22 protein-coding genes are annotated in these 26,317 nt (G+C 65.6%); 15 read left to right on the top strand and 7 right to left on the bottom strand.

Translation table 11 applies throughout. From position 1 onward, the window contains the following. Window positions 1-103 precede the first annotated feature (103 nt). From Q2T94_RS03350 to Q2T94_RS03330, 5 genes are all read left to right on the top strand, one after another. Complete coding sequence (locus Q2T94_RS03350; protein WP_264268360.1) at window positions 104-604, top strand: DUF6328 family protein; 501 nt, start codon at window positions 104-106, stop codon at window positions 602-604. A gap of 204 nt (window positions 605-808) precedes the next feature. Continuing rightward, on the top strand, window positions 809-1,594 hold the full coding sequence (gene hpaH / locus Q2T94_RS03345) for a 2-oxo-hept-4-ene-1,7-dioate hydratase (RefSeq protein ID WP_302262875.1): 786 nt from the start codon (window positions 809-811) through the stop codon (window positions 1,592-1,594). After that, entirely contained in the window at window positions 1,579-2,394 is an 816-nt protein-coding gene (locus Q2T94_RS03340) for an aldolase/citrate lyase family protein (protein WP_302262874.1), read from the top strand. The genes hpaH and Q2T94_RS03340 overlap by 16 nt, the downstream gene beginning before the upstream one ends. 179 nt (window positions 2,395-2,573) lie before the next feature. Then, window positions 2,574-3,320, top strand: a complete 747-nt coding sequence (locus Q2T94_RS03335; RefSeq protein ID WP_302262873.1) for a sulfite exporter TauE/SafE family protein — start codon at window positions 2,574-2,576, stop codon at window positions 3,318-3,320. A 64-nt stretch (window positions 3,321-3,384) separates the two neighbouring features. Then, window positions 3,385-4,713, top strand: a complete 1,329-nt coding sequence (locus Q2T94_RS03330; RefSeq protein ID WP_302262872.1) for a cell division protein PerM — start codon at window positions 3,385-3,387, stop codon at window positions 4,711-4,713. Here the strand turns inward: Q2T94_RS03330 and Q2T94_RS03325 are convergent. Both Q2T94_RS03325 and Q2T94_RS03320 read right to left on the bottom strand, forming a co-directional pair. After that, entirely contained in the window at window positions 4,710-5,249 is a 540-nt protein-coding gene (locus Q2T94_RS03325) for a DinB family protein (protein ID WP_302262871.1), read from the bottom strand. The two genes, Q2T94_RS03330 and Q2T94_RS03325, sit on opposite strands and share 4 nt — an antisense overlap. Window positions 5,250-5,260: 11 nt before the next feature. Continuing rightward, window positions 5,261-5,653 (bottom strand): hypothetical protein, encoded by a 393-nt coding sequence (locus Q2T94_RS03320; RefSeq protein WP_302262870.1) that lies wholly within the window; start codon window positions 5,651-5,653, stop codon window positions 5,261-5,263. Window positions 5,654-5,797: 144 nt separating this feature from the next. Between Q2T94_RS03320 and Q2T94_RS03315 the strand changes: the two genes are divergently transcribed. From Q2T94_RS03315 to purN, 5 genes are read left to right on the top strand one after another with little or no spacing between them, the layout of a single operon-like run. Then, window positions 5,798-7,324, top strand: a complete 1,527-nt coding sequence (locus Q2T94_RS03315; RefSeq protein ID WP_302262869.1) for an ABC transporter substrate-binding protein — start codon at window positions 5,798-5,800, stop codon at window positions 7,322-7,324. 17 nt (window positions 7,325-7,341) lie between these two features. After that, a complete protein-coding gene (locus Q2T94_RS03310; protein ID WP_302262868.1) occupies window positions 7,342-8,292 on the top strand; it encodes an ABC transporter permease in 951 nt (316 codons plus the stop codon). Window positions 8,293-8,312: 20 nt separating this feature from the next. Continuing rightward, window positions 8,313-9,182 (top strand): ABC transporter permease, encoded by an 870-nt coding sequence (locus tag Q2T94_RS03305; protein WP_436836812.1) that lies wholly within the window; start codon window positions 8,313-8,315, stop codon window positions 9,180-9,182. Then, window positions 9,179-10,918, top strand: coding sequence for a dipeptide ABC transporter ATP-binding protein (locus Q2T94_RS03300; protein ID WP_302262867.1), 1,740 nt, complete (start codon window positions 9,179-9,181; stop codon window positions 10,916-10,918). Before Q2T94_RS03305 ends, Q2T94_RS03300 begins: the two co-directional genes overlap by 4 nt. Window positions 10,919-10,928: 10 nt before the next feature. Then, window positions 10,929-11,498, top strand: a complete 570-nt coding sequence (gene purN, locus Q2T94_RS03295) for a phosphoribosylglycinamide formyltransferase (protein WP_302262866.1) — start codon at window positions 10,929-10,931, stop codon at window positions 11,496-11,498. A 16-nt stretch (window positions 11,499-11,514) separates the two neighbouring features. Here the strand turns inward: purN and Q2T94_RS03290 are convergent, their stop codons facing one another. Both Q2T94_RS03290 and Q2T94_RS03285 read right to left on the bottom strand, forming a co-directional pair. Further along, window positions 11,515-14,547, bottom strand: coding sequence for an alpha-mannosidase (locus tag Q2T94_RS03290; protein WP_302262865.1), 3,033 nt, complete (start codon window positions 14,545-14,547; stop codon window positions 11,515-11,517). A 270-nt stretch (window positions 14,548-14,817) separates the two neighbouring features. Then, window positions 14,818-16,167 (bottom strand): MFS transporter, encoded by a 1,350-nt coding sequence (locus Q2T94_RS03285; RefSeq protein ID WP_302262864.1) that lies wholly within the window; start codon window positions 16,165-16,167, stop codon window positions 14,818-14,820. Window positions 16,168-16,430: 263 nt separating this feature from the next. Between Q2T94_RS03285 and Q2T94_RS03280 the strand changes: the two genes are divergently transcribed. After that, entirely contained in the window at window positions 16,431-17,192 is a 762-nt protein-coding gene (locus Q2T94_RS03280) for a DUF4303 domain-containing protein (RefSeq protein WP_302262863.1), read from the top strand. On the opposite strand, the gene Q2T94_RS03275 is transcribed toward Q2T94_RS03280, so the two are convergent. Both Q2T94_RS03275 and Q2T94_RS03270 read right to left on the bottom strand, forming a co-directional pair. After that, window positions 17,189-17,857 (bottom strand): zf-HC2 domain-containing protein, encoded by a 669-nt coding sequence (locus Q2T94_RS03275; protein ID WP_302262862.1) that lies wholly within the window; start codon window positions 17,855-17,857, stop codon window positions 17,189-17,191. The genes Q2T94_RS03280 and Q2T94_RS03275 overlap by 4 nt on opposite strands. After that, window positions 17,854-18,357, bottom strand: a complete 504-nt coding sequence (locus Q2T94_RS03270) for a sigma-70 family RNA polymerase sigma factor (RefSeq protein ID WP_302262861.1) — start codon at window positions 18,355-18,357, stop codon at window positions 17,854-17,856. Before Q2T94_RS03270 ends, Q2T94_RS03275 begins: the two co-directional genes overlap by 4 nt. Before the next feature lie 244 nt (window positions 18,358-18,601). Here Q2T94_RS03270 and Q2T94_RS03265 point away from each other — a divergent pair, with 244 nt between their 5' ends. Further along, window positions 18,602-19,126: a COG4315 family predicted lipoprotein gene (locus tag Q2T94_RS03265; RefSeq protein WP_302262860.1), complete on the top strand. Its 525-nt coding sequence runs from the start codon at window positions 18,602-18,604 to the stop codon at window positions 19,124-19,126. Between the two features lie 88 nt (window positions 19,127-19,214). Next, window positions 19,215-20,882, top strand: coding sequence for a bifunctional phosphoribosylaminoimidazolecarboxamide formyltransferase/IMP cyclohydrolase (purH, locus tag Q2T94_RS03260; protein ID WP_264268344.1), 1,668 nt, complete (start codon window positions 19,215-19,217; stop codon window positions 20,880-20,882). A gap of 783 nt (window positions 20,883-21,665) precedes the next feature. On the opposite strand, the gene Q2T94_RS03255 is transcribed toward purH, so the two are convergent. Further along, complete coding sequence (locus Q2T94_RS03255; RefSeq protein ID WP_302262859.1) at window positions 21,666-23,126, bottom strand: MDR family MFS transporter; 1,461 nt, start codon at window positions 23,124-23,126, stop codon at window positions 21,666-21,668. 156 nt (window positions 23,127-23,282) lie between these two features. On the opposite strand from Q2T94_RS03255, the gene Q2T94_RS03250 reads away from it, so the two are divergent. Together Q2T94_RS03250 and Q2T94_RS03245 are read left to right on the top strand one after the other, a co-directional pair. Further along, window positions 23,283-23,867, top strand: a complete 585-nt coding sequence (locus Q2T94_RS03250) for a TetR/AcrR family transcriptional regulator (RefSeq protein WP_264268342.1) — start codon at window positions 23,283-23,285, stop codon at window positions 23,865-23,867. A gap of 220 nt (window positions 23,868-24,087) precedes the next feature. Next, window positions 24,088-26,310: an NADP-dependent isocitrate dehydrogenase gene (locus Q2T94_RS03245; protein ID WP_302262858.1), complete on the top strand. Its 2,223-nt coding sequence runs from the start codon at window positions 24,088-24,090 to the stop codon at window positions 26,308-26,310. The last annotated feature ends 7 nt before the right edge of the window (window positions 26,311-26,317 follow it).

The raw sequence follows: 26,317 nt of genomic DNA, 5'->3' as shown, positions 1-26,317 counted from the left end.
TTCGGTAGGTTGGCTAGTGAAGCAGGATGTCAGCAGGATCCGACCCGAATTCCTTGGGTTCCCCCAAGCCTCGGTCTGTGGGTGGTTGCCGGAAGGGAGCGCAATGGACGGGCGCAATGAGCGCAATGAGAGTGTCGAGGAGCGGCTGGACCGGAACTGGAACGAGCTCATGCAGGAGCTGCGCGTCATGCAGACCGGTGCGCAAATCCTTGCCGCATTCCTGGTGGTCTTGCCCTTCCAAGCGGGGTTCACGTCGCTGGAGCAGGCGGACAGGAGATTCTATTTGGTCCTGCTGGTGTTCTCCGCGCTGCTGATCGTCCTGCTGGTTACGCCGGTTGCCGTGCACCGGCACCTCTTTGGCCAACGCGTCAAGATCACCACCGTGCACATGGGCCACGTCATTTCGAAGTTGGTGGTCATCGGCGTGGGGGTCCTGGTGGCCGGGTGCGTGTGGTTCGTGGTCCAGGTCCTGTATGGCTGGGCATTGGGTGCCCTCATTGGCGGACTCGTCATGCTTGCGGTGGTTTTCCTGTTGGTGGTCCTGCCACGGATCATCAAGCCAACGTCGTCGATCCCGCTCCCGCCGGCCCCCGGCATCGAGTAGCGCACGGCATGGGCGGTTCGGCCTCGGCTCGCCAGGCGCAGGAATGCCTTGGGCACTTCAGGGCGGCACGGACACAAAGGACGCCTGAATGTGACCCCGGTGACGTATTGGCTACCATGTTCAAGGTGTGAGCCTGTGACCACAAGATGTGGTCGGGTGACCACGGGACGTGCATCCAGAACTTCAGAAGGGGCCCAGGCCAGCATGCTCAACGATGAGACCATCACCCGGATAGCCGATGAACTCGTGCAGGCGGGCCACGGCCGCGTGCCGGTCAAGCGCCTGACCGCCCGCTTCCCCGAAATGACGGTGGAGGACTCCTACCGGGTCCAGAACCTCTGGCGCCAGCGCTCCGAGGCCAACGGCCGCATCCTTGCGGGCCGCAAGATCGGACTGACCTCCCGCGCCATGCAAATGGCCACGGGCATCACCGAGCCGGACTACGGCATCATCTTCGATGACATGGTGCTTGACTCGGGCTGCACCATCGAGTGGGACAAGTACACCCACCCGCGCGTCGAAATGGAACTGGCGTTCAAGCTCAACAAGGACGTCGAGGGACCCAACGCCAACATTTTCGATGTGCTCAACGCGACCGAATACGTCATTCCCGCGCTGGAAATCCTGGATTCGCGCATTGAGATGGAGGGCCGCACCATTGTCGACACCATCTCCGACAACGCGGCCATGGGCACCATGGTCATCGGCGGGAACCCGATGAAGCCCTCGGACATCGACCTGCGCTGGGTCTCGGGCATCCTGTTCAAGAACCAGGTCGTCGAGGAGACCGGCGTCGCCGCCGGCGTGTTGAACCATCCGGCCGCCGGCGTCTATTGGTTGGCGAACAAGATCGCCGCCCACGGCGACAAGCTCAACGCGGGGGAGATCATCCTGGCCGGTTCCTTCACCCGCCCCATGTGGGTGGACAAGGGCGACACCGTCTTTGCCGACTACGGACGAATGGGAACCGTGACATGCCATTTCTTGTAGAACCCGACCAGTCCCTCAAGGACGCACTGCGCCAGGCCGACCACGCGCTGGCGGGCATTTGGGTATGCTCCGGCTCCCCGCTGGTGGCGGAGATCTGCGCCGGTGCCGGCTTCGACTGGATCTTCATCGACGCCGAGCACTCGCCCAACGGTCTTGAGTCCATCTTGGGACAGCTGCAGGCGGTGCGTGGATACCCTGTCGTGCCGGTGGTTCGCCCGCCGGTCAACGACACCGTTCTCATCAAGCAGTACCTGGACCTGGGCGTGCAGTCGCTGATCATCCCCATGGTCAACAACGCCGACGACGCCCGCGCAGCAGTGGCCGCCTGCCACTACCCGCCCATGGGCGTGCGCGGGGTAGGTTCGGCGTTGGCGCGTTCGGCCCGCTGGAATCGCATCCCCGACTACCTGACGCGCGCGAGCGAGTCCCTGACGCTGATGGTGCAGATCGAATCGGCCGAGGCGGTGGCCAACGTCGAGGAGATCGTGGCCACCGACGGCGTGGACGGCATCTTCATCGGCCCCTCCGACCTGGCCGCCTCGATGGGCGTGATCGGGCAGCAGGACCACCCGGACGTCGTCGCCGCCGTGGAGACGGCCATCGCCGCAGGCAAAGCGGCAGGCAAGTACGTCGGTGTCAATGCTTTCGCCGAAGCGCCCGCCAAGCGCTACATCGAGCTCGGCGCGCACTACGTGGGCGTCGGTGCCGACGTGGCACTGTTGGCCCGCGGCAGCGAGGCGCTGGCAGCCAAGTTCGTCTCCGGCGCCGAACGCCAGGCCGGGGCTCCCGCCAGCTACTGAGTTCCGAGCCCACGGGCAGCACGCGGCTTCCGGAGGAATCCTTCCTTTCGGAAGCCGCGCTTTTGTGTCTCCGCCGCGGTGCCGGCGGCAGTCGGCGGTGCCAGTGCGGGATCGCCCGGCACACCGCCGCCTGTCGACCTTGGAATGACCTCGGCCCAATAGGCGATAGGCTCGCTTGAATGGACCTTTCCCTTATTTTTCTCGTGCTTGGCATGGTTGTCGTCGGTGCCATCGCGCAGCGCGTGGCGGGGCTCGGTTTCGCGATGCTTGTTTCCCCGTTCCTGGTCATTGCCCTGGGCGCACACCAGGGGGTGTTCCTGGTGAACATCTGCGGGGTGCTCTCCTCGGCGCTCATCATGCCGCGGGTATGGAAGGACATCGACTGGTCGATGTTCCGCTGGCTGTGCTCCTTCAGCGTCTTCGGCTCGGTGGCCGGCGCCTTGCTCGCCGGAGGGCTGCCGGCGGCCCCGCTGTCGATCGTGGTCGGTGCCGTGGTGTTGGCGGCACTGTTGCTCTCCCTGATCCTGGTGCGAGCCAATGTCACGGTTTCCGGCCAGGTCCCCAAGGGCAGCGCCGGGTTCCTCTCCGGACTCACCAACTCGCTGGCAGGGGTCGGGGGACCTGCGGTGAGTGCCTACGCGGTGCTGGCCCGCTGGCCGCAACGTCCCTTCGCCGCCACCCTCCAGCCCTTCTTCGTGGTGACAGGGCTGGTCACCATCGGCATGAAGTTCATCACCACGCCCGACCAACTTCCCCCGCTGCCGCTGTGGGCCTGGTTCGGGGTCGCCGTGTTCATCTGGGCGGGCGTGCTCATCGGCGAGCAGGTCCAGCGCGTGGTCTCGGACAGGCATGCGCGTTTCTTCGTGTTGTGTTTCGCCTTCTTTGGAGCCATCACCGCCTTGGTCAGCGGTCTGCGCGCCCTGTAGCCCAAGGCCGCCCAATCGCGTCAATCAGGGCAGCGGCGGCACATCGGTGGCACGATTGGAAGCGATGAGTGAGAAGAAAAAGCAACCGCACGCCGCGGCGGCATTGAACGCGGCGCGCCAGCGGCTGAGCACCGGCTGGCCCATGCCGCTATTCCTGCAGGGAGCCTTCGAGTTCATGCAGGCCGCCCTGTTTTCGGCCTTCTTGGTGGTCATCCCGTGGTTCGCCGTGTGGTTCAGCGGCGGTTTTGCCAAGCGCGACATCGAGTCGGTGCTGCAGATGGGCGGGCAGATCTGGTTGCTGATCCATGCCGTCCCGCTGCACCTCCTGCAGGTGGGCACCGGTGCCGACCCCACCCAGGGGTCCGGCGTGCTGAACTTCATTCCGCTGGGTCTCACGCTCATCCCGTTTGGCCTGTGCTGGCGGGCAGGGCGCCGCATTGCCCGGGCTTCCTACACCGACTCGTTGTGGCAGGGCATCCTCGGGGCGCTGGGCGTCTACCTGCTCTGCGGCCTGTTCACCGGTTTCCTGGTCAACAACGAAGAGGCCACCGTCTCGCTCCTGGCGGCCACGCTCATTCCGCTGGTCCCTGCCGGGGCCGGGGTCATCATCGGCGCCCGCCGCGAGGCAGGTTCCTGGGGCCGGTTGATCGGCTTCGACGCCGCGGCCTGGATCTCCAAGGCATCCCAGCATTCGCGCTGGGCGGGATCCTACGTGTGGGCGGTGCTCTGCGGCGGAACCCTGGCCTACCTGCTCGCCTTTGCCCTGGCCTCCCTGCTGCTGGCCGTCAACCTGGCAGTGCACTGGGTGGATGTCTCGAACGTCTACCAACAGTTGCGGCCCGGTCCCATTGGCTCGGCCGTGCTGACGCTGGGCCAGCTGGGGATCATGCCCAACCTTGCACTGTGGACCCTGGCGTGGATCACCGGCGGCGGGATCACCCTGGGCGTGGGAAGCACGCTGTCCACCCTGGAAACCACCGTGGGCCCGCTGCCCGCGGTGCCGGTGCTGGCCGCACTTCCCTCCGGGGACCTTGACTACGCCTGGGCGTTCATGGCGCTTCCGGTGTTCGCCGGGTTCATGGCGGGCTGGTATTTCCTGCGCGTGGGCGAGAACCACCTAGACGACTGGGTGTCGTTGCGGATCCGTTCCCGCTGGTTATCCCTGGGCCTGTCCACCGTGGCCCTGGGCCTTTTCGTCGGCACCTTTGCCGGCGCCCTGTCCCTGGTCGGCTCGTGGCTGGCCGGCGGGTCGCTGGGCATCGGGCGCTTCACCGAGATGGGGCCGGACATCCTGCTCACGGCCGTGCTGCTGGCCGCCCAGGTGGCCCTGGGCACCGCCGTCGGGTACCTGGTGTCCCCGCTGCTCGAGCACGATCCGGTGCTCGACGGCTAGAGCGGCCGCGCGACGCCCAGGTCGTGGTGCAGGTGGTGGGCCGTGTCGTGCCAGGCATATTGGGCCAACGTGGCAGTGGTGAACACCGCCCCATTGGACCGGGTCCCCATTCGCGTCAGCTGCGCGTCGGACAGCGAATCCAGCGCGGCGGCAAAGAGGGACGCGGCCTCCTCCAATCCCCGGGCCACCTCGGCCGCTGGGATCTGCGCGTAGGCACCGCGCACCGCCGCCGCGTCCTGGTCCCAGTCCGGAAACGTCGGGGAGTCGGTTTCCAGCATCATGGCCAACCGGCCGTTCATCACCTGGAGCATCTCGCCCACGTGCGCGCAATACTCGTGCGTGCTCCACACGCCCGGGTCCTTGCGCACCGTCGCATCCGGTGCAGCCAGGGCGGCTGTGAAACGCGGGACGGAGTCGCGCAACAGCGCCGCGACCTGCCCGGGGTGCAGTGCCCGCACATCGATCCCGCATTCGTCGCACACTTCGCTCAGCACGACGGTCCAGTCCTTGGTGTCGGGGGTGGGTTGCTCGTCCATGGGGAAACTCCTCATCTCGCCGGGTCCAACTCGTTCCTGAAATCCTGCGTGCAGGCGGCCTCGGAGCGCAGGGTCAGAGCGTCGGTCCGGCACTGCTGATACTGCAGCGAGGGCCCGAGGAACACCAGTTGCCCGGCCAGCAGCAGGGCAATCAGCCCACAGGCCACCGTCGCCACCGGCACCGCCAGCCTGAGCGCGCCCGCCGCGGGATTGCCAAAGGCCTTCAGGCTGGTCAGCAGGCCCAAGACAAATCCGGCCACGGCGAACGGCAGGCCCGCGAGCCTGAACGGCAACGGCAGGTACCAACCCGCCAGTGTGCAAGCCATGGCAATCAATGTGGCAGCAACCCAGCCGCGCAGCGGGCGCGCGGCATCCGGTGCATCCTGTGGGGTGTTGCCAGCCATGAAACCCACACTAGCCCCGAAGCCGCGTTCGTTACATGGATTAGGTCGCCGTCTGGTGCACTTGCGTACGATAATGGTTAGTCACGGGTGCTTTTTCCGCACCGCGGCAGGCCCACGCCCAGGTACCGAAGGATTGATTCAACGATGCAGGCAACGCAATCGAGCCGACGCAGAAAGACCGTCGCAATGCTCGCCGCCATGCTTGGCACGATGCTCCTGCTCTCTGCCTGCAACGCGGGATCCACCGGCGGGGCGCCGGCCGATCCAGACAGGCTGGTGGTCGCACTAACCGGCGAACCGGTGAACCTGGACTTCACCACCACCGCCGGGGCCGCGATCCCGCAGGCCATGATGTCCAACGTGTACGAGGGGCTGGTGGGCGTTGACCAGACCGGCGCCATCATCCCGCAACTTGCCATCGGCTGGGAAACCAGTGCCGACAACAAGTCCTACACCTTCACCCTGGTGGAAGGCGCCACGTTCTCCAATGGCGCCGCCTTCGACGCCTCCGACGTGAAGTTCTCCATCGAGCGCGTCAAATCCGACGCCTGGCTCAACGGGCTGAAGTCCAAGATGGACGTGGTGGACACAGTCGTGGTCAATTCCCCGACCTCGGTCACGGTGAACCTTGCCCGTCCCTCGCAAGCCTGGCTGTATTCGATGACCACGCTGGTGGGCGCCATGTTCGACCCCTCCGGAGTCGAGGACCTGGCAAACACCCCGGTGGGCACCGGCCCGTACCAGCTCGAGTCCTGGGCGCGCGGGGAATCGATCACGATGTCGGCCCGCCCCGATTACCGGGGTCCGGCCCCGGCCATCGGACATGTCACCCTGCGCTACTTCGCCGATGCGATTGCCACCACCAACGCGCTGTCCTCCGGCGACGTCGACATCATCTACAACATGCAGGCCCCCGAGCTGCTGTCCTCCTTCCAGGCCAATTCCGCCTACCAGGTCATCGAGGGCACCTCCAACGGCGAGATCATCCTGTCGATGAACAACAAGGCCAAGCCCTTTGACGACAAGCGGGTGCGCCAAGCGGTGCTTTACGCCATCGACCGCAAGTCGGTGCGCGACACCGCCTGGAACGGCCTGGGCACCCTGGTCGGCGGGCCGGTGCCGCCCACCGACCCGTACTACGAGGACCTCAACAACCGCTATCCCTTCGACCCGGACAAGGCCCGTGCCCTGTTGAAGGAGGCCGGCGCCGAGAACCTGAAGATCGATTTCACGGTGCCCACCCGTCCCTACGCCACTGCCGTCTCGGAAATCGTCCAGTCCCAGCTGCGCGACGTGGGGATCGACGCGCGGATCCGCAGCGCCGAATTCCCCGCCGTCTGGTTGGATACGGTGTTCAACCGCCACGACTACCAGATGTCGGTGGTGCTGGCCGTGGAGGCCCGCGACGTGCTGACCATGTTCAACAACCCCGACTACTACATCGGCTATGACAACTCGAAGATCAAGGACGAGGCCGCCGCCGCGGATGCGGCAGACGAGTCGAACTACGTGGCTGGGATGCAGAACGTGGTGCGCACCATCGTGGACGACGCGGCGGTGGACACGCTGTTCATCTTCCCCAACGTGTCGGTGGCCAATGCGGGGATCACCGGCCTGGGCGCCAACTCGGTCACCGAGGCGCTGAACCTCTCCACCATCGCCTGGTCCTAGGCGGGGGCGGTCGAGGAATGCTGGTGCGCATTGCGGGGAACCTGGCCCGCTTCCTGCTGTCGCTGCTGGCCGCCACGATACTGGTCTTCGCCCTGATGCGCGTGCTGCCCGGGGACCCGGCGGTCATCGCCGCCGGACAAAACGCCTCCCCGGAAATTGTCGCCTCCCTTGCCCGCCAATTCGGGACCGACAGGCCGCTGCCCGTGCAGTACTGGGACTGGTTCTCCGGGCTCTGGCGCTGGGACTTCGGGGTGTCCTACGTGACCCGGGCCGACATCTCCCCGCTGGTGGCCGACAAGGTGCAGGTCTCCCTGATCCTGGTCGCCGCCGCCATGGCGCTCGCGCTGGCCATCGCGATCCCCGCCGGCACCATTGCCGCAGTGCGGCATTCGAAGCCTTCCGGCGCGCTGATCTCCGCGCTCAGCCAGCTGGGCATCGCGATCCCCGGCTTCCTGCTGGGCATCGTGCTGGTCTCCTTCTTCGCACTGCGCCTGGGCTGGCTTCCCGCCAACGGGTGGGTGGCACCTGGCACCGACTTCGCCGGGTTCCTGTCCCGGCTGGTGCTGCCGGTCATGGCGCTGGCCGGGGTGCAGTCCGCGATCCTGGTGCGCTACGTAAGATCCGCGGTGCTCGAGGTGATGCACGAGGACTACCTGCGCACCGCGCGGGCCAAGGGCCTGTCCCCGCTGCGCGCGCTGGGGCGGCACGGGCTGCGCAATGCAGCGATCCCGGTGCTCACCGTCACCGGCGTCCAGTTCTCCGCGCTGATCATCGGAGCGGTGGTCATCGAACGGGTCTTCGTGATCCCGGGCCTGGGCTCGATGCTGCTCTCCGCGGTGGGCAACCGCGACCTTTTGACGGTCCAGTCGGTGGTGATGGTGCTGGTGGCCATCACGCTGGTCGTCAACCTGCTGGTGGACGTGCTCTACACCGTCCTTGACCCGCGCATCCGCGCCGCCGTCCGATGAGAACCCCGGAGCCCGAACCCATGCTGCCAGCACCCGTGTCGCCCGAGACCATGAAGCCGGGACCCGTGCGGCCCCGTCCCGTCCCCGCGCTGCTCATCGGCGGGGGGATCGTGGTGCTGATCGCCGCCACCGCACTGCTCTCGCTGGTTTTCACTCCCTTTGACCCGCTGCAGGCCAACCCGCCGGTGCGGCTGCAGGGGCCAAGCGCCGAACACTGGCTGGGCACCGACAACCTGGGCCGTGACCTGCTCTCGCGGATCCTGATGGGCGCGCGCATCACGCTGCTGGTTGGACTGGTCTCGGTGGGTATCGCGGTGCTCATCGGCACCCCGCTGGGCATCTGGGCAGGCATGCGACGCGGGGCCGTGGAGGAAATCACCATGCGCGCCTCCGACATCCTGCTGGCCTTTCCCGCCCTGCTGTTGGCCATCATGTTCGCCGCGATCTACGGCGCCTCCACCGTCTCGGCGATGGCGGCGATCGGCCTGGCCTCCGTGCCCGGCTTCGCCCGGGTGGCCCGGGCCGGGACGCTGCAGGTGATGAACGCCGAATACGTGCTCGCCGCCCGCGCCGCCGCGCAGCGTCCCCTGCGCATCGCCAGGCGCCACGTGCTGCCCAACATCACCGGGATGTTGCTGATCCAGTGCTCGGTGACCTTCGCCCTGGCCGTGCTGGCGGAAGCCGCGCTGTCCTTCCTGGGCCTTGGCACGCCCCCGCCGGTTCCCTCCTGGGGCAGGATGCTGCAGGAGTCCCAGCAATACTGGGGCACGTTCCCGCTGATGGCGCTGTGGCCGGGGGCGGCGATTGCGGTGGCGGTGATGGGCTTCAACCTGCTCGGGGACGGGCTGCGCGATGCCCTGGATCCCAAACTGGGACGGGGCAAGGCGTGAGCGGGCACCTCGAACCGGAAACCGGGAACCTGCTGGAGGTCACCGACCTGTCCGTTTCCGCCGGCAGCCGGGCACTGGTCTCCTCGCTGTCTTTCTCCATGGTCGCCGGCGAGCGCATCGGGCTAATCGGCGAGTCCGGGTCCGGCAAGTCGCTGACCGCCACGGCGCTGCTGGGCCTGCTGCCGGAGGAGCTCACCGTTTCCGGTGCCGCGCACCTGCACGGGTTCGCACCCAACCTGCTCACCGCGGACGACAGATCGATGCAGGGGTTGCGCGGGGATGAGATCTCGATGGTCTTCCAGGAGCCGCTTTCTGCGCTGAACCCGCTGATGAAAATCGGCGCCCAGGTCGCCGAGGTGATGCTCCAGCACCGCACGGTGCCGAACCGCGCCGCCGCCCGCCGGCGCGCCGTCGAACTCTTGGCCTCGGTGAAGATCCCGGATCCCTCCCAGGCGGCCGGCGCCTACCCGCACCAGCTCTCCGGCGGACAGCGCCAACGCGTCATGGTCGCCATGGCCCTGGCCAACGACCCGCAGCTGCTGCTGGCCGACGAGCCGACCACGGCGTTGGATGTCACGGTGCAGTCCCAGGTGCTCGAGCTCATCTCCGCCCAGGTGCGCGAGCGCGGCACCGGGCTGCTGTTCATCACCCACGACCTGGCCGTGGTGGCGAACGTATGCACCCGGGTGCTGGTGCTCAACAAGGGGCACCTGGTCGAATCCGGGGAGATTGACCGGATTTTCTCCGCACCCGAGCATCCCTACACCCGCGCACTGTTGGCGGCGAGCGACCTGTCGGCCACCGATGCGCGCGGACGCCTGTTCACCGTGGACACCGCGGCAAGCTACGTGCCGCCGGCGCTGCGCGAGGCACCGCCGGCGTCGACTCCGGACCCGCCCCCGGCCCTCGCCGACCCAAAGCCCGGTCCCGCACTGATCACCGCGACGGGGCTGGGCCGCACCTACCACCGTGCCCGCACCACGGCCTTCGGCCCGCGCCCCGTGGTCAATGCCCTGGTCGATGTCAGCTTCACCGTGGCGGCCGGGGAACGGGTGGGCATCGTGGGGGAGTCCGGCTCGGGCAAGTCCACGCTGCTGCGCATTCTTGCGGGGCTTGACCAACCCACCTCAGGGCAGGCCACCGTCGCCGGGACCCCTGTCGCCGGTGCCCGGGAGGCGGACCTGGCCTCCCTGCGCAGTGCGCTGCAGATCGTCTTCCAGGATCCGCTGGGATCGCTGGACCCGCGGATGCGGGTAGCGGACATCATCGCCGAACCGCTGTTGGTGCCGGGGCGGACACTTGACGCGGCCGGGCGCCTGGCCGAGGTGCACCGGATGCTCGGGCTGGTGGGCCTGGAGGCCGAATCGGCCGGGCGCTACCCGCACCAGTTCTCCGGCGGACAGCGCCAACGCATTTCCATCGCCCGCGCCCTGGTGAACCGCCCGCGGATACTGGTGGCCGACGAGCCGGTCTCGGCGCTGGATGTCTCGGTGCGCGCGCAGGTGCTGAACCTGGTTGCGGACCTGGTCGACGAGTACGCGCTGACGCTGCTGCTGGTCTCCCACGACCTTTCGGTGGTGCGCCACCTCTGCGAGCGGGTGATCGTGATGAAGGACGGGCGCATCGTCGAAGCAGGGGACACCGAGCAGATCTACAACAACCCCGCGCACCCCTACACGGCCCAACTCATTGCCAGCTCCCTTGACCTGTCAGGGGAACTGGCGGCGCCCCACTAAACTTGTACCCATGCGCATCGTAGTTCTTGTCTCCGGCACCGGGTCCAACCTCCAGTCAGTCATCGACGCCGTCGCCGACGGGTCGCTGGAAAACGTGGAAATCGCCGCCGTGGGCGCCGACAAGCACGGCACCTTCGGCGTCGAGCGCTCGGCCGCTGCCGGCATCGAGACCTTCGTGGTGAACTTCAAGGACTTCGCCGAGCGCTCCGACTGGAACCACGCACTGACCGAAAAATGCCTGTCCTACAAACCCGACTACGTGGTGTCCTCGGGCTTCATGCGGATTGTCGGCGAAGAGTTCATCAACGCCTTCGACGGCACCTACATCAACACCCACCCGGCCCTGTTGCCCTCCTTCCCGGGCGCCCACGGGGTCCGCGACGCGCTGGCCTACGGGGTCAAGGTCACCGGCTGCACCGTGCACATCGCCGACGCCGGGGTGGACACCGGACCCATCCTGCGCCAGGAAGCCGTGGCCATCCAGGACGACGACACCGAGGAAACCTTGCACGAGCGCATTAAGGTGATCGAGCGCCGCCTGCTCATCGCCACGCTGGCGGACCTGGCCGCGAAGGCGTAGCCACGCCGGACGGGGGCTAGCCGCCGAGCCGGAAGCGCAAGGTGCGCACCTCGAAGGCCGTCAGTGCGATGGCGACCGAGCCGTCGGTGTGTTCGGCCATCCCGCCGGGACCTTCGATCGGATCCTCCAGCAGGGTGGTCACCGAGGCACACTCCACCGGCCGGTGCACGTTCACGGTGCCGGCGGCCCGGCGCCCCAGGGATTCATAGACGCGCACGACCAAATCGCCCGAGCGGTCACCCGCCAGCTTCACGCTGGAGAGCATGATGCCCGTGCCCTCGACCGTGACCAGCGGATCGAACCCGTGGGCGCCGGTGACCGTGCGTTCGGCGCTGTTCATCAGGGCCCCTGCCTCGGTCGCGGAGGCGATGTCGGCGCCGATGACAAGGCCGTAGCGGTGGCTCTGGAGGCCCTGGTCGGTTTCCGGATCGGGGAAGCGCGGGGCGCGCAGCAGCGAGAGCCGCACATTGGTCGTCACCCCCGCCTCGGTGGAATCCCGGGTGACATCGAAACCGTAGATGGAATCGTTGATGAGCGCCGCGCCGAAGCCGGGCTCCTCGGCCAGCACGAATCGGTACATCGAGGTCTCGAACTTCGCGCCCTCCCAGCTGGTGTTCACGTGGGTGACGCGCTTTTGGTAGCCGAACTGGGTTTCGGCGATGGTGTGCTCCGCGCGGATGTCGAGTGGGAAGGCGACCTTCAGGAACTTCTCTGTCTCGTGCCAGTCAGTGGCCTGCTCGATCTGCAGTACCCGCGAACCCGGTGCCAGGGTCAAATCCTGGCGCAGGGTCGAGGCGGAAAAACTGCGCTCAACGACCACGCGCGCAGTACCGTCGGCATCGGTGGCCAGCGTGATCGCATCCAGTTCGCGCAGGTCGGTGACCTGGTTGCGGTAGTACTTGTCCACGTCCCAGGCGTCCCACTTGTTCGGGAAGTCCTGGTGCAGCTGCATCAGGTTCGCGTCCTTGCCGGCGGCAATGGTCTCGCGGCCGCTGAGGTGGTCTATCGCGGAGGTGATCAGTCCCTCGCGCGAAATCGCGACGGTGACCAGCTCGTTGGTGAGCACGAAGCCCTCCGGGGACTCTGTGGCCGTCACGGTGTCGGTGACGGGCGCCAGATCGGCAACTGCCGCCCCGGCGCCGGTGCGCACGCCCGAGCGGGTGAACGGAGCCGCGTTGAGGGTGATCGGGGTGTCGCCGGTGCCCACCAGCGCTGCCTGTGCCGCGGCAATGATGGCTTCGGCGCGCTGGGTCACCGTGGCGTACTCGGCCACGACCTCGCGGTGGACCCACGCGATGGAGGTGCCCGGCAGGATGTCGTGGAACTGGTGGAGCAGAACCTGCTTCCACAATGCGTCGATTTCGGCATACGGGTATGCAAAGCGGGAGGACACGGCTGCTGTTGCCGACCACAGCTCGGCCTCCACCAGCAGCAGTTCGGTGCGGCGGTTGCCCTGCTTGGTCCGGTGCTGGGAGGTAAGCGTTGCACGGTGTAGCTCCAGGTAGAGCTCGCCCACCCACACCGGAGGGTTCTCCAACTCGGCCTTGGCGCGGGCGAAGAACGCGTCGGGATGCTCCCACCTCACGGTGGGGCTTCCCTCGAGGTCGGCAAGGCGGCGTGCCTTGCCGGTCATCTCGCGGGTGGTGCCGCCGCCGCCGTCTCCCCAACCCACCGGGGCTATCGATCCGGTCGCGTGGCGGGACTCGCGGAACTGGCGCGCGGCACGGGCCACCTCTTCGCCCGAAAGCTGCGCGTTGTAGGTGTCCATGGGCGGGAAGTGGCTGAACACGCGCGAGCCATCGATACCTTCCCAGAGGAAGCTGTGGTGCGGGAACGTGTTCTGCTGGTTCCAGGAGATCTTCTGGGTGAAGAACCACTCGAAGCCGGCACGGCGCATCAGCTGCGGCAGGGCGGGGGAGTAGCCAAAGGAGTCCGGCAGCCACACGCCGGCGCAGGTGACGCCGAATTCCTCGCGGAAGAACTTCTGGCCGTAGTGGAACTGGCGCACCAGGGACTCGCCGGAAGGCATGACGGTGTCGGACTCGACCCACATGCCGCCCAGGGGAAGGAAGCGGCCGGATGCCACTGCCTCCTTGACCTTGTCGTAGACCTCCGGGCGGTGTTCCTTGAGCCAGGCGTACTGCTGCGCGCTGGACATGCCGTAGAGGAAATCCTTGTCCATGCCGAGCATTTCCACCATGGAGGAGCAAGTGCGGGCGACTTTGCGGATGGTCTCGCGCACCGGCCACAACCAGGCCGAATCGATGTGGGAGTGTCCCACCGCGGAAATGTGGTGGGCGCTCTCATCGGCGCGTCTGGAAAGCACTTCCACCAGTTCGGTGCGGGCATCCGGCGCGGTTTCGGTGATGTGCTGCAGGTCGAGCCCATCCAATGCTTTGTCCATGGCCTGCAGGATGCGCATCCGGCGCGGACCCTGGGGCAATTCGGCCTGGAGCTCGAGCAGCACCTCAAGGTCCAGGGCAAGCTCGTGGACCTCCGGCTCGAAGATCGCCAGGTCCATGCGACCGGTGGCGTAGATCTTCCGCGAGGACGAGGTCCGGATGTCGCCTTCGGCGGTGGGCTGGAACGGGTGGTGGCCAAGCAGCACCGGGTTGGCTGCGGCTTCGATGAAGTACTCGACGGACTCTTCGCCCGCGGCGGGATCCGCGACGGGGATCCACTGGTTGCGCGGATTGATCGCTTTCACGGTGGTGCCGTTCCCGCGGTAGACCAGCCCCTCGCACTGGAAACCCGTCAGGGTCTGGTCGAAGCCAAGGTCGACCAGGGCCTCGACGCGCTTGCCCGCCCAAGAGGAGGGAACCGTTCCGCGCAGGCGGAACCAGGTGGTTCCCCAGGCTGCGCCCCAGGGAGTGCCGACCTGATAATCGGTGTACTCCAGGCCCAGGGCGTCCGCCGGCGCGATGGGCTCGCCCGGAAGCTGAAACCAGCCAACGTCAAGCGGGATCAAAACCGGGTGGATGGCCGGGCGGATGCGTTCCTCGAGGACTCGCTTGACGCGTCCAAGGGTCAACGGAATGTCATCATGCATGGATGCCTTTCGCCGGGCTTTGGCCCTTGATGAATCCTTGCTCGGAAAAAGCGGTGTGGGGCATTGGCCGGCGCTTCGCAGCCCAATTGAGACTGCGGGCTCCGACGTCCTGCGGCCTCATCTTGTGATGCCGCAGACTTCGCGGAAATTCGGGGAGTTGACCTATGAATCCAGACTAACCGATAGCTCCGGCAGCATACCGGGCGCTCTGGGCAGGCCCAGGGGCCACAGGGGTGGTTCGGAATCCACTGCAAGGCAGTGGACCGGACTCTACTGTAGGGCCCGGCCCTTGGTCTCGGGGGCGAAGAATGCCATCAGGATGACAGCGCCCAGCACCAGGACCCCTGCCGCCATGAACAAATTGCCCAGTCCAACCACCGGCCACAATGAGGCGAAGAGCAGCGGTCCGAATCCGGCGCCCAGGCGGCTGAACGAAGATGCCCAGCCGAAGCCCGACCCGCGCAGCTCGGTCGGGTAAAGCTCGGACACGTAGGCGTACAGCACCGGGATGGCGATCTGTACGACTACACCAAAGACCAGCAACCAGAGCAGCGCCAACGCGGGTGCATTGAGTGTCACCGCGACCATGACCAGGATGAGGGCTGACAACGGACCGGTGATGCCCAGCAACCACTTGCGGCCGACCCGCTCCACCAACAGTGCGGCAATGACCACGCCGATCAGGCCCATCAGGGCCATCACCGACGTCATGAAGAACGCGGTGGACTGCACCATGCCCGTGTCCGCCAGGATCGACGGCATCCACGTCAGGGCCAGGTAGTAGACCAGCAGGATGGTTAGGAACAGCGACCACGAAACCAGGGTGATCCGTGGGCTGAAACGCCAGATCTTCACGAGCTGCTCAAGCCAGGAGCCGGGGGACAATCGAGGGGCGGCCTCCGGTTCCGGAAGGGTGTAGGACTGTGCGGGTACCCCGGTGCGGGCGACCAGGTCGTCAATGACCCTCGCCGCCTCATCCCGCTGGCCCTTGCGGACCAGATAGAGCGGGGACTCCGGAACGCTGCGGCGGACCCAGAAGACCATCAATGCAGGGAGCACCATGACTGCCAGGATGAGCCGCCAGTTTCCGGTGGTCGCCTGGACCCAACCGGAAATGAAGAATGAGAGGGCTGCGCCCACCGGCCACCAGCCGTCCATGGCCGTGAGTACCCGGCCGCGTTGCTTGGCGGGCGTGAATTCACCCACCAGAGCGTAGTCCACCGGGATGCAGCCGCCCAGTCCCACCCCGGCGATGAAGCGGAAGGCCACAAACCATGCAAAGCTCGGGGCCAGGGCGCCGGCAACGGTGAAGATCGAGAAGATCAACAGTGTCCAGGTAAAGGCCTTCTTACGGCCGATCTTGTCCGCGATGGTTCCCCAGAGGAAGGCGCCCAGGGCCATGCCCAGCAGGTTTCCGGTGCCCAGCAGCGCCGCGGTGGTCCTGTCCAGGCCCCACTCCGCGGCGACCAAGGGGATCAAGGCGCCATTGAGCGTGACATCCCAGGCGTCGAACATGAACCCGAGTCCGCCAATGATGAAGATCTTCCCTTGCACGCCCCACTTCCACGGGAGGTTCTGGACGACCGACTCGCCGGTGGGTAGCTTCAAGTAATTGTTCATCTGGGCTTGGCTTTCGGACAGGAGCGGTCTGGCGCGGGACGGGTCCAACCGCGGCAACAATGTGGCAATTGCGGCACCGGCGGAAAACGTGCTCCGGCGCCAGCAACAACGCTACGCGCTGAATCGGCAAACCACAGAATAGCCCTTGACATTTTGTGGCTTGGCGTTTCGTGGATCGGCATCTTTTCGGCCCGGGAAAATTCGGCGAAGCCCCTTGTGCCGGGGCTGTTCCGGTGCGGGGCAACCCGGGGTAGGCTCTGGATATGGGAGTAGATTGGACCGCTCTCGAAGAGGCGATACGGGTGTCGGCTCTTCGCCAGGCGGAGGAAATAATTGACCGTCACCCGGACGAAGTGTTCTATGCCATTGCCCTCGACGGGGTGAGCGCCGACGAAACCGACCACATCGATTTGCCCGTGCTCGCACTGAACTCCGAAGAAGCCCTGACCCGTGCCCTCAGCGTCAACGTCGAGGAACCGGATGCCGAGGACTTCGAGGACGAGGACGAAGCCGAAGACTTCGAAGAACGCCCCGATGCCGACGATGACGGGTCCGACCGGGACGTCCATCTGCATGACAACGACGACACCAATGACGATGACTCGGACGATGACGACGAGGATGACGACGTTTACGTGGACGAGGATGACGACGACGAAGACATTGACGCGGTGCTCAAGGAATTCGACGCCCTGACCTCCGATGCCGAACAGGGCTACTATTCCTCAAAGTGGAACCCCTCGGATTGGCAGTGGAGCCCCATCGAGCTCTTTGACGAATCGGCCACGGCGCTGTGGAGCCAGGCGTTGACCGACGTGGCCAAGGACCACGGATGGGAACGGACCAACCGCCTGTACTACGAAATGCTCATCCGCGTCACCGAGTCACTGCGCTCCGCCCTGGCCGTGGGTCGAAACTCGGATGTGGTGGTCTACCTCTCCGACGAGGAGCACGGCGATGCGCTCCTGCGCAGGTGCCTCACTGAATCCCAGCTGGCCAAGCACTTCCCGGAACTCGCGCATTAGCTCGACAGGCTCGAAGGATCCCCGGGAAGCTTGAGCTCCGCGAGGATCCTGGAGTCCACGTCGCGCAGCTGGATCGCAGAAATTCTCCCCATTTCGGTGGGCACCGCGCCGCTCACGCGGGCAGTGCCCGTCTTGGTGGCGTTCCAGGAGCTGGCACGGTCGACTTCCCCCGATTCGTCCACCACCCACAAGGACAGCGTCCCGCTGGTGGGCAACTCGGTTCCCCTGAATTGGAGCTCGGTGCCCCAGGCCTTGGCATTGAGTCCCAGGTCCACGCGCGGTCCCGCTGCCGAGACCACCTCGTAGGTGGCATCCGGGGCCGGTGCCGGTCGCAGCACGGGTGCCAGGAAGACGCCTCCGGCAACTGATGCAGCGACAGCCGCCGCTGCCGCCGACCCCAACAGGATCCGCCGGGTTCGCCGCCTCTCCCGCAACCGGTCCAGGAGACTGGCTCCGGGGCCTTCCTCCGGGATGGCGTGGTCCCCGAACAGCAAGGCGCGGGCGTCTTGCGCGTCCAAAGCGCCAAGCCTCGTCGACACCGGGGCGAAGAGGGAGAGTTCCTGGCGGCACTGCCCACAGCCGGCAAGATGCGCCTCGAAGGCCCGTGTCTCGTCGGCGTCGAGTCCGCCCAGCACGTAGGCACCCAGGTTCATGTGCTCGTTCACTGTTCCACTCCCATTTCCGCCAGGATCCCGCGCAGGGCCCGCATGGCGTAGTACGCCCGTGATTTCACCGTGCCCTGGGGGATCCCCAGGCTCGATGCCGTTTGGGCCACGGTGGAGCCCAGATAATGCATGTGGATCACCACCTGCCGGTGTTCGAGGGTCAAACGCAGCAAAGCCTCCTCCATGAGAATTCTGTCCAAAACAGCTTCCATGCCCACAGGCACGCCCGGGCCTTCCGGATCCTGCGCGCCGAGCGCGGTTGCGGAAATCCGCGCCGCGGCCCGGCGGTGTCTGTCGATGATCACGTTGCGGGCGGTGGCAAACAGGTAGCTGCGCAGCGAACCGGTCAGCTCCGGTGCGGTCTTCCACACCTTGAGCACGGTTTCCTGCACGACGTCGTCGGCCTCGTCCCGGTCGTTGGCTACACGCAGGACGAAGCGTCGCAGGGCGTCTCCGTGGTCGCGGTAGATGTCCGACACCACTTGCGCATCGAGTGGCACATGGGCTCCAGTGAGTCGTTTCGGAAACATCGGGTCACCAACTGAGACGCATCGGGACTGCAAACGGTTCAACCATGATTCAAGTATGCGCAAAAAAAGTTCTGAAAAGCATGAACCTTGTCCCCGGTCGATGCGTCTTAGCTGGTAAGAGTTCCCTCTCGGTTCTGCCCGAATGTTCCCCGGGGCGCTCTGGCCCCGTGGAATCGGGGTGCCGTTTCGCCCTTCGAGTGTAAGGAATTGCATCATGAACCGTATTCATCACAAGGCGTTCGCGTCTTCAGCTGCGGTCCTGCTGGGTGCCGCATTGCTGCTTTCCGGCTGTGCTTCCGGCGACGACGACTCTCCGGCAGCCCCGGGCACGGCGGCAACGACGGCGCCGGCCGAGACCAGTGCCGCGGCTTCGAGCCCTGCGGCTTCAACGCCCGACCTGATGACCGGCGAATCCAGCCTGGGCACCATTGTCGTGGACGGTGAAGGGATGAGCCTCTACTACTTCACCAAGGACAAGAAGGACACCACCACCAGCGCGTGCACCGGCGACTGCCTGGTCGCATGGCCGATCGCGGTGGCCAGCGGAGACACCCCCGTGGTGGAGGGCGTCACCGGCGAAGTCGGGACCATCGACAGCCCCGAGGGTGAGAAGCACCTCACGCTCAACGGCATGCCGCTGTACTACTTCGCCAAGGACACCAAGCCGGGCGATGTATTGGGCCAGGGCCTGAACGACGTCTGGTACGTAGTCACTCCCGCGGGGGAGATGATCAAGTAACCACCGCGCCACACAAGAAGTCCCCCAACTGGGTGCGGGATAAGATGGGGCATAGCACCCCCCTCAAACCGCACCCTGGGAGACTTTTGTGAGCCAGACCGTCCTTGATCGCGTCCCGATTCGCCGGGCACTGATTTCCGTCTACGACAAGAGCGGATTGGAGGAGCTGGCAGCGGGCCTGCATGCGGCAGGCGTCGCACTGGTTTCCACCGGCTCCACCGCCAAGCGCATTGCGGCCGCGGGGATCCCGGTCTCCGAGGTCGAGGAAGTCACCGGCTCGCCGGAGATGCTTGACGGCCGCGTCAAGACCCTGCACCCGCGCGTGCACGGCGGCATCCTGGCCGACCGCCGCGTCCCGGAGCACATGAAGACCCTCGAAGACATGCAGATCGAGGCCTTCGACTTGGTAGTGGTGAACCTCTACCCATTCGTCGACACCGTGCGCTCCGGCGCCGCCATGGACGACGTCGTGGAGCAGATCGACATTGGGGGCCCTGCCATGGTGCGCTCGGCGGCCAAGAACCACGCCGCCGTGTCCATCGTCGTGGACCCCGCCGCCTACGGCGCCGTCATTGCGGCGGCCGCGGCCGGCGGCTTCGACCTGAAGTCCCGCCAGCGCTTGGCCGCCAAGGCCTTTGCACACACCGCCGCCTATGACACCGCTGTCGCCTCGTGGACCGCGGCACAGTTCCTCGACGAGGACGGCGACGGAGTCATCGACTGGCCCGCGTACTCGGGCCTGGCCCTGGAACGCTCAGAGGTCCTGCGCTACGGCGAAAACCCGCACCAGCAGGCAGCCCTCTACGTGGACAAGGCCGCCCCGGCGGGCATCGCCCAGGCCGACCAGCTGCACGGCAAGGCCATGAGCTACAACAACTACGTCGACGCCGATGCAGCGCTGCGCGCCGCCTTCGACTTCGATGCACCGGCAGTTGCGGTCATCAAGCACGCCAACCCCTGCGGCGTCGCAGTGGCCTCCGCCGATGCCGCGGACCCGATCGCCGACGCGCACGCCAAGGCGCACGCCACCGATCCGCTTTCGGCCTTCGGCGGCGTCATTGCCGCAAACCGCACCGTGACCGCGGGCATGGCCAACACGGTCAAGGACATCTTCACCGAGGTCGTCATCGCTCCGGCCTTCGAACCCGAAGCCGTGGAGATCCTCTCCAAGAAGAAGAACATCCGCTTGCTGGCACTGCCCGAGGGCTACGGCCGTTACCCGGCCGAAATCCGCCAGGTTTCCGGCGGCGTGCTGGTCCAGGTGTCCGACAAGGTCGACGCCGACGGCGACGACCCGGCGAACTGGACCCTTGCGGCCGGCGAGGCTGCCGACGAGGCCACCCTGGCCGATTTGGCCTTCGCCTGGACCGCTGTGCGTGCCGCGAAGTCCAACGCCATCCTGCTGGCCAACAACGGCGCCGCCGTGGGCATCGGCATGGGCCAGGTCAACCGCGTGGATTCCTGCAAGCTTGCGGTCGAGCGCGCCAACACCCTGGGCGTCACCGTCGAGTCCACCGTGGATGCCGCGGGCGGGGCCTCGGGCGCCGAGGGCGTCTCGGCACAGCGTGCCAAGGGCGCCGTTGCAGCCTCGGATGCGTTCTTCCCGTTCGCCGACGGCCTGCAGATCCTGCTGGACGCCGGTGTGCGCGCAGTGGTGCAGCCCGGCGGTTCGGTCCGTGATGAAGAGGTCATTGCTGCAGCAAACGCAGCGGGCATCACCATGTACTTCACCGGAGCACGCCACTTCTTCCACTAGGAACAAGTGATCCGGCTGCCGCCGGCGTTTCGCCTTCAGGGGCAAACGCCGGCGGCAGCTTTCCGTTTAAGCCGTCGTTTGGATGCGGGGAAACCGGAAGACATATGGTCCCGAACAAATGCCTTCTTCAATTTCCCGAGCTGGTCTCCACACCGTTTGCCTGGTTTGCCGGGAGGTACTTGGTCTCAACGTTCACTTGTCCGAGCACATCGGTTCTGGCAGTCGATCAGGAACTTGCCATGCATCACCGAACCCGCGCGGCGGATTCGGTCACTGGTCGAGGTTATCCCGATCCGCACAGCCCGCAGCATCGCGCCAAGAGAGCAGATCGCGTCATGCGATGGTGAGGAAAACGAGCGATCCACTGTGTCGGTGAAATCAGGTTGAGCGCCATGCGCACCACAGTGCAAAACCTTGATATGCGGGTTTCGTAAGCCGATGATGAGAGGTACCAACCAAGAGAATGGAAGTGAAGGACATGCGTGGAAGCGGCCTTGTATGGACAATCGTGGGAGTTCTGGTGGCCATTGCCTTGGTGATCTGGATCGTTTCAGCATTGTAGGACGCCTTTAGGGTCCCAGGAAGCCTGAAGCCTTGTGGGACATGACTCCGTCACCCGGGCATGCCCCGGCCCAATGCGCCCACCATGGTAATCCGTTCAAGATCCCCGGTCGGCGTCCCGTGCCGATAGGGAAAGAGGACACGAAGATTCAGGGTGTGCCGAGGCCCCGGACGATTGGTTCGCCCGGGGCCTGAGTTCAGCCTCTTTGGTCGATGCTGCCGCTATCGCTGCTTGTCCACCTTGACGAAGGGGGAGATCACCAGGCCAACGGTGGCCAGGACGGCGCCGACGATGAAGGCAACGTGCGCGCCGGAGAACAGCGCGTGGGCCAGATCCGAACCTGCTTCCATCTTGGAACCGGCGAGCAGCGACATGACTGTCACGAAAATGGTGGTGCCGATGGCACCGCCGAGCTGCTGGCCGGTGGTGAAAATGGCCGAGCCATGGCCGTAGAGGCGAGGCTCAACAGTGGCCAGGGCCGATGACATCAGACCGGTCATCAGCAGGGCCAGGCCGATGGAGAAGACGATGTGGTTGACCATGAACATCCACAGCGCGGTCTCGGAATCCACGGTGACGTACATCCACTGGCCCAGCGCCAGCATGGCGGCTCCCGGAATGAGGACCGGGCGGGGACCGAAACGGTCGTAGATGCGCCCGAAGATCGGTGCAACGACCGCCTGGGCCAGACCGCCGGGGAGCAGCATCATGCCGATGGACAGGGTGGTGAAGCCGGCACCGGATTCAAGGATGATCGGGACCATCACGATGGTGCCCAGCAGGGTGCCCATCGCGATCATGATCATCACCACCGAGAAGGTGAAGGTGCGGGTCTTGAAGGGAGTGAGGTTCAGCAGCTCCTTGCCGACGCGGGTCAGCCGAACCTGGCGCTTGATGAACAAAGCCAGGGCGACCAGTCCGATGGCGAAGGAAGCGACGGTGACGACCAGGTTGTCGGCGGCGTGCTCAAGGCTGGAGATGCCGTAGACCAGGAAGCCGAAGGCAAGCGCGGAAAGCACGACCGAAAGGACATCGAGCGGAATCTTGCGGGCGTGGGACGGGAGCTTGATGAAGATGATCCCCAGGACCAGGATGACCACAGCCAGCGGTGCCATCAGGATGAAGATGTAGTGCCAGGTGAAGGCGTTGACGATTGCGCCGGAAACCGTCGGTCCAATGGCGGGACCGACAGAGATGACGATCGAGTTCAGGCCCATGATGGCGCCGCGCTTGTGCACGGGCACCAGCATCAGGGTGGTGGTCATCAGCAACGGAAGCACAATGGCGGTGCCGATGGCCTGGATGATGCGGGCGACCAACAGCACCGCGAAGCTTGGCGCGAAGACCGCGAGCAAGGTGCCGACCAGGAAGCTGGACAGCGCGAAAATGAATAGGCTCCGGGAGCTGAAGCGCTGCAACAGATAGCCTGTGGTCGGGATGACCACGGACATTGTCAGCAGGAAACCGGTGGTCAGCCACTGGCCGGCGGCTGCCGACACGGAAAGGTCCACCATGATCGCCGGGAGGGCGACGCTGAGCACCGTTTCGTTCAGGATCATCAGGAACGCGGCGAGCGCGAGGGAGCCGATGATGCCGACGAGTTGTTTGGTGGGCAGGGTGGGCGGAGCCTGCCGCGCAGGAGCTGCCGGCGGGGAAATCGTGTCTTCTGTGGACAGAGCCATCGGAAGCTACCTCTTCTGTAAGATTTGAACGAAGAAAATCATGTCATGGTCTGACAGCTTTGGTAAGCAAATTCTGTCATAGTGTGACATGAAATATAGTGTGGTGAGCCCCGCGCCTATCCGGGAGCGCCTCCGATTCAAGAAAAGAGCTGAGCCATGGGTATCCGTGAAGAGCATCGCGCCCAAATGCTGCGCGAGATCCAGGGTGCCACGCTGGACCTCGTGGAAGAGAAGGGGATGGATGCCACCACGATCGGCGACATCGCCGCACGCGTGGGCATTTCCGAGCGCACCGTCTTTCGCTACTACTCGTCCAAGGAACATGCCCTCATGCCCGGCCAGCAGGGCCTGATCGACGCCCTGGTGGCCTGCGAAAGCCGGCATGGCAATGCCGCCGGGATCCTGGGTGACCTGTTGGCCGTGTGCCGCGAGCTCTTCGCCCTGGAGGTGGCAGAGAGCGACTTCCGCAGGATTTCCCGACTGATGGTCCAGGAACCGGAGATGATGCGGGTTGCCACGCGCCAGGAGCGAAACCTTGTCGAGGGGCTTAGTGCGTCGTTGGCGCAACGGGGCCCGCTGCGGCCGATCCAGGCGCTCCTGGTTGCCGAGGTGGTGACGGCCGCTTGGCGGGTAGCCTGGCAATCATTCGCCCGCCAGGAATTCGACGGGGTGGACTCCGATCCGCTGGCGCTCTTCGATGAAACCGTCCGTGAGCTGGGGAAGCTGTTCCCAGGCACCTGAGGGAGGGGTATCCGCGGTTCAGTTATGAGGGGTTAACTTAACGCGGGTGTGCCGCCGCGGTCTCGATTGGCCCGGCTTTTCGGGGTGAAAAGGGTCCGGGGGAGAAGGGGAGTCTCGCCACAAAAAGTGTCCGGGCGCAGTAAATCGGGTAAGTTAGGGCTGTTGAGATCAAGTCGGACCATTCATATCCGAGAAGACCGTTCAGGGAGACGCCGCACCTATGGCCAAGATTATTTATACCCACACCGACGAAGCTCCGATGCTGGCAACCCACTCGTTCCTGCCGATTGTCGAAGCATACGCCTCGACCGCGGGTGTAGAGATCGAGACGCGCGACATCTCGTTGGCCGGCCGCATCATTTCCGCCTTTGGCGACCACCTCACTGCAGAGCAGCAGATTCCCGACGCATTGGCCGAGCTCGGCGCCCTGGCCAAGAGCCCGGATGCAAACATCATCAAGCTGCCGAACATTTCGGCCTCCATCCCGCAGCTCAAGGCAGCCATTGCCGAACTGCAGGCCGCCGGCTATGCGCTTCCGGACTACCCGGACAACCCGTCCTCGGACGAGGAAACCGAAATTCGCGCAAGCTACGACAAGATCAAGGGTTCCGCCGTGAACCCGGTGCTGCGCGAGGGCAACTCCGACCGCCGCGCACCGTTGAGCGTGAAGAACTACGCCCGCAAGAACCCGCACACCATGGGTGCCTGGTCCGCTGACTCCAAGACCAACGTCGCCACCATGACCGAGGATGACTTCCGTGCCAACGAGAAGTCCGTTGTCATCGACAACCCCCAGAACCTCTCGATCCGCTTCGTCGGCGAAGACGGCAATGTCAAAGTCCTGAAGAAGGCCCTGCCGGTGCTGAAGGACGAAATCATCGACGGCACCGTCATGCACGCCGCGTCGCTGAACAAGTTCCTCAAGGACGCGGTTGCCCGTGCCAAGGCCGAAGACGTGCTGTTCTCCGCACACCTGAAGGCCACCATGATGAAGGTCTCGGACCCGATCATCTTCGGCCATGTCGTCAAGGCCTACTTCTCCGAGCTGTTCGAGACCTACGGCGAGCAGCTTGAAGCAGCAGGCCTGAACCCGAACAACGGCCTTGCCGCCATCCTCGGCGGGCTCGACGAGCTCTCCGACGAGGTGCGCGCCGGCGTCGAGGCACTGATCGCCAAGGGCCTGGAAGAGGGCCCCGCAGTAGCCATGGTGGACTCCGACAAGGGCATCACCAACCTGCACGTACCCTCGGACGTCATCGTCGATGCCTCCATGCCCGCCATGATCCGCACCTCGGGGCACATGTGGGATGCAGAGGGCAAGGAACGCGACACCCTGGCAGTTCTGCCGGACTCCTCCTACTCGGGCATCTACCAGGTCGTCATCGACGACTGCCGCGCCAACGGTGCCTACGATCCGACCACCATGGGCACCGTCCCGAACGTCGGCCTGATGGCCCAGGCTGCCGAGGAATACGGCTCCCACGACAAGACCTTCGAGATCAAGGCAGCCGGCCACGTCCAGATCCTGGACGCCACCGGCGGCGTGCTCATCGAACACCAGGTCTTCCCGGGTGACATCTGGCGCGCCTGCCAGACCAAGGACGTGCCGGTGCGCGACTGGGTCAAGCTGGCCGTCAACCGCGCCCGCGCCTCGGCCACCCCTGCCGTGTTCTGGCTGGACGAGACCCGCGCGCACGACGCCGTGCTGATCTCCAAGGTCAACGAGTACCTGAAGGACCACGACACCGAGGGCCTGACCATCGAGATCCTCTCGCCGGTCGATGCCACCAAGTACAGCATCGATCGCATCCGCCGCGGCGAGGACACCATCTCGGTTTCCGGCAACGTGCTGCGCGACTACCTCACCGACCTGTTCCCGATCCTCGAACTGGGCACCAGCGCCAAGATGCTTTCCATCGTGCCGCTGATCGCCGGTGGCGGACTGTTCGAGACCGGTGCCGGCGGCTCGGCCCCGAAGCACGTGCAGCAGCTGGTGAACGAAAACCACCTGCGCTGGGATTCCCTGGGCGAGTTCCTGGCCCTGGCCGTCTCCTTCGAGCACCTGGCCAACACCTCGGACAACGCTCGCGCGCAGATCCTGGCAGACACCCTGGATGCCGCAACCGGCACCTTCCTGCTGGAGAACAAGTCGCCCAAGCGCAAGGCCGGCGAGCTGGACAACCGCGGCAGCCACTTCTACCTGGCCAAGTACTGGGCAGAGGAACTGGCGGCACAGACCAAGGACACCGAGCTGGCAGCTGCCTTCAAGGCCGTCTCCGAGGCACTGGGCGGCAACGAGGAAGCCATCGTGGCCGAGCTCGCCGCCGTGCAGGGTGCCCCTGTCGATCTGGGTGGCTACTACCGCCCGGTCGAGGAGAAGGTCGCAGCCATCATGCGTCCGTCCACGACGTTGAACACCGCACTGGAACTGCTCAAGAAGTAGTCTCACT

This window comes from Paeniglutamicibacter sulfureus, assembly GCF_030512175.1.
Lineage (GTDB): Bacteria > Actinomycetota > Actinomycetes > Actinomycetales > Micrococcaceae > Paeniglutamicibacter > Paeniglutamicibacter sulfureus.
The sequence above is the reverse complement of the archived record's forward strand: the minus strand, read 5'-3'. Positions and strand labels throughout refer to the sequence as shown.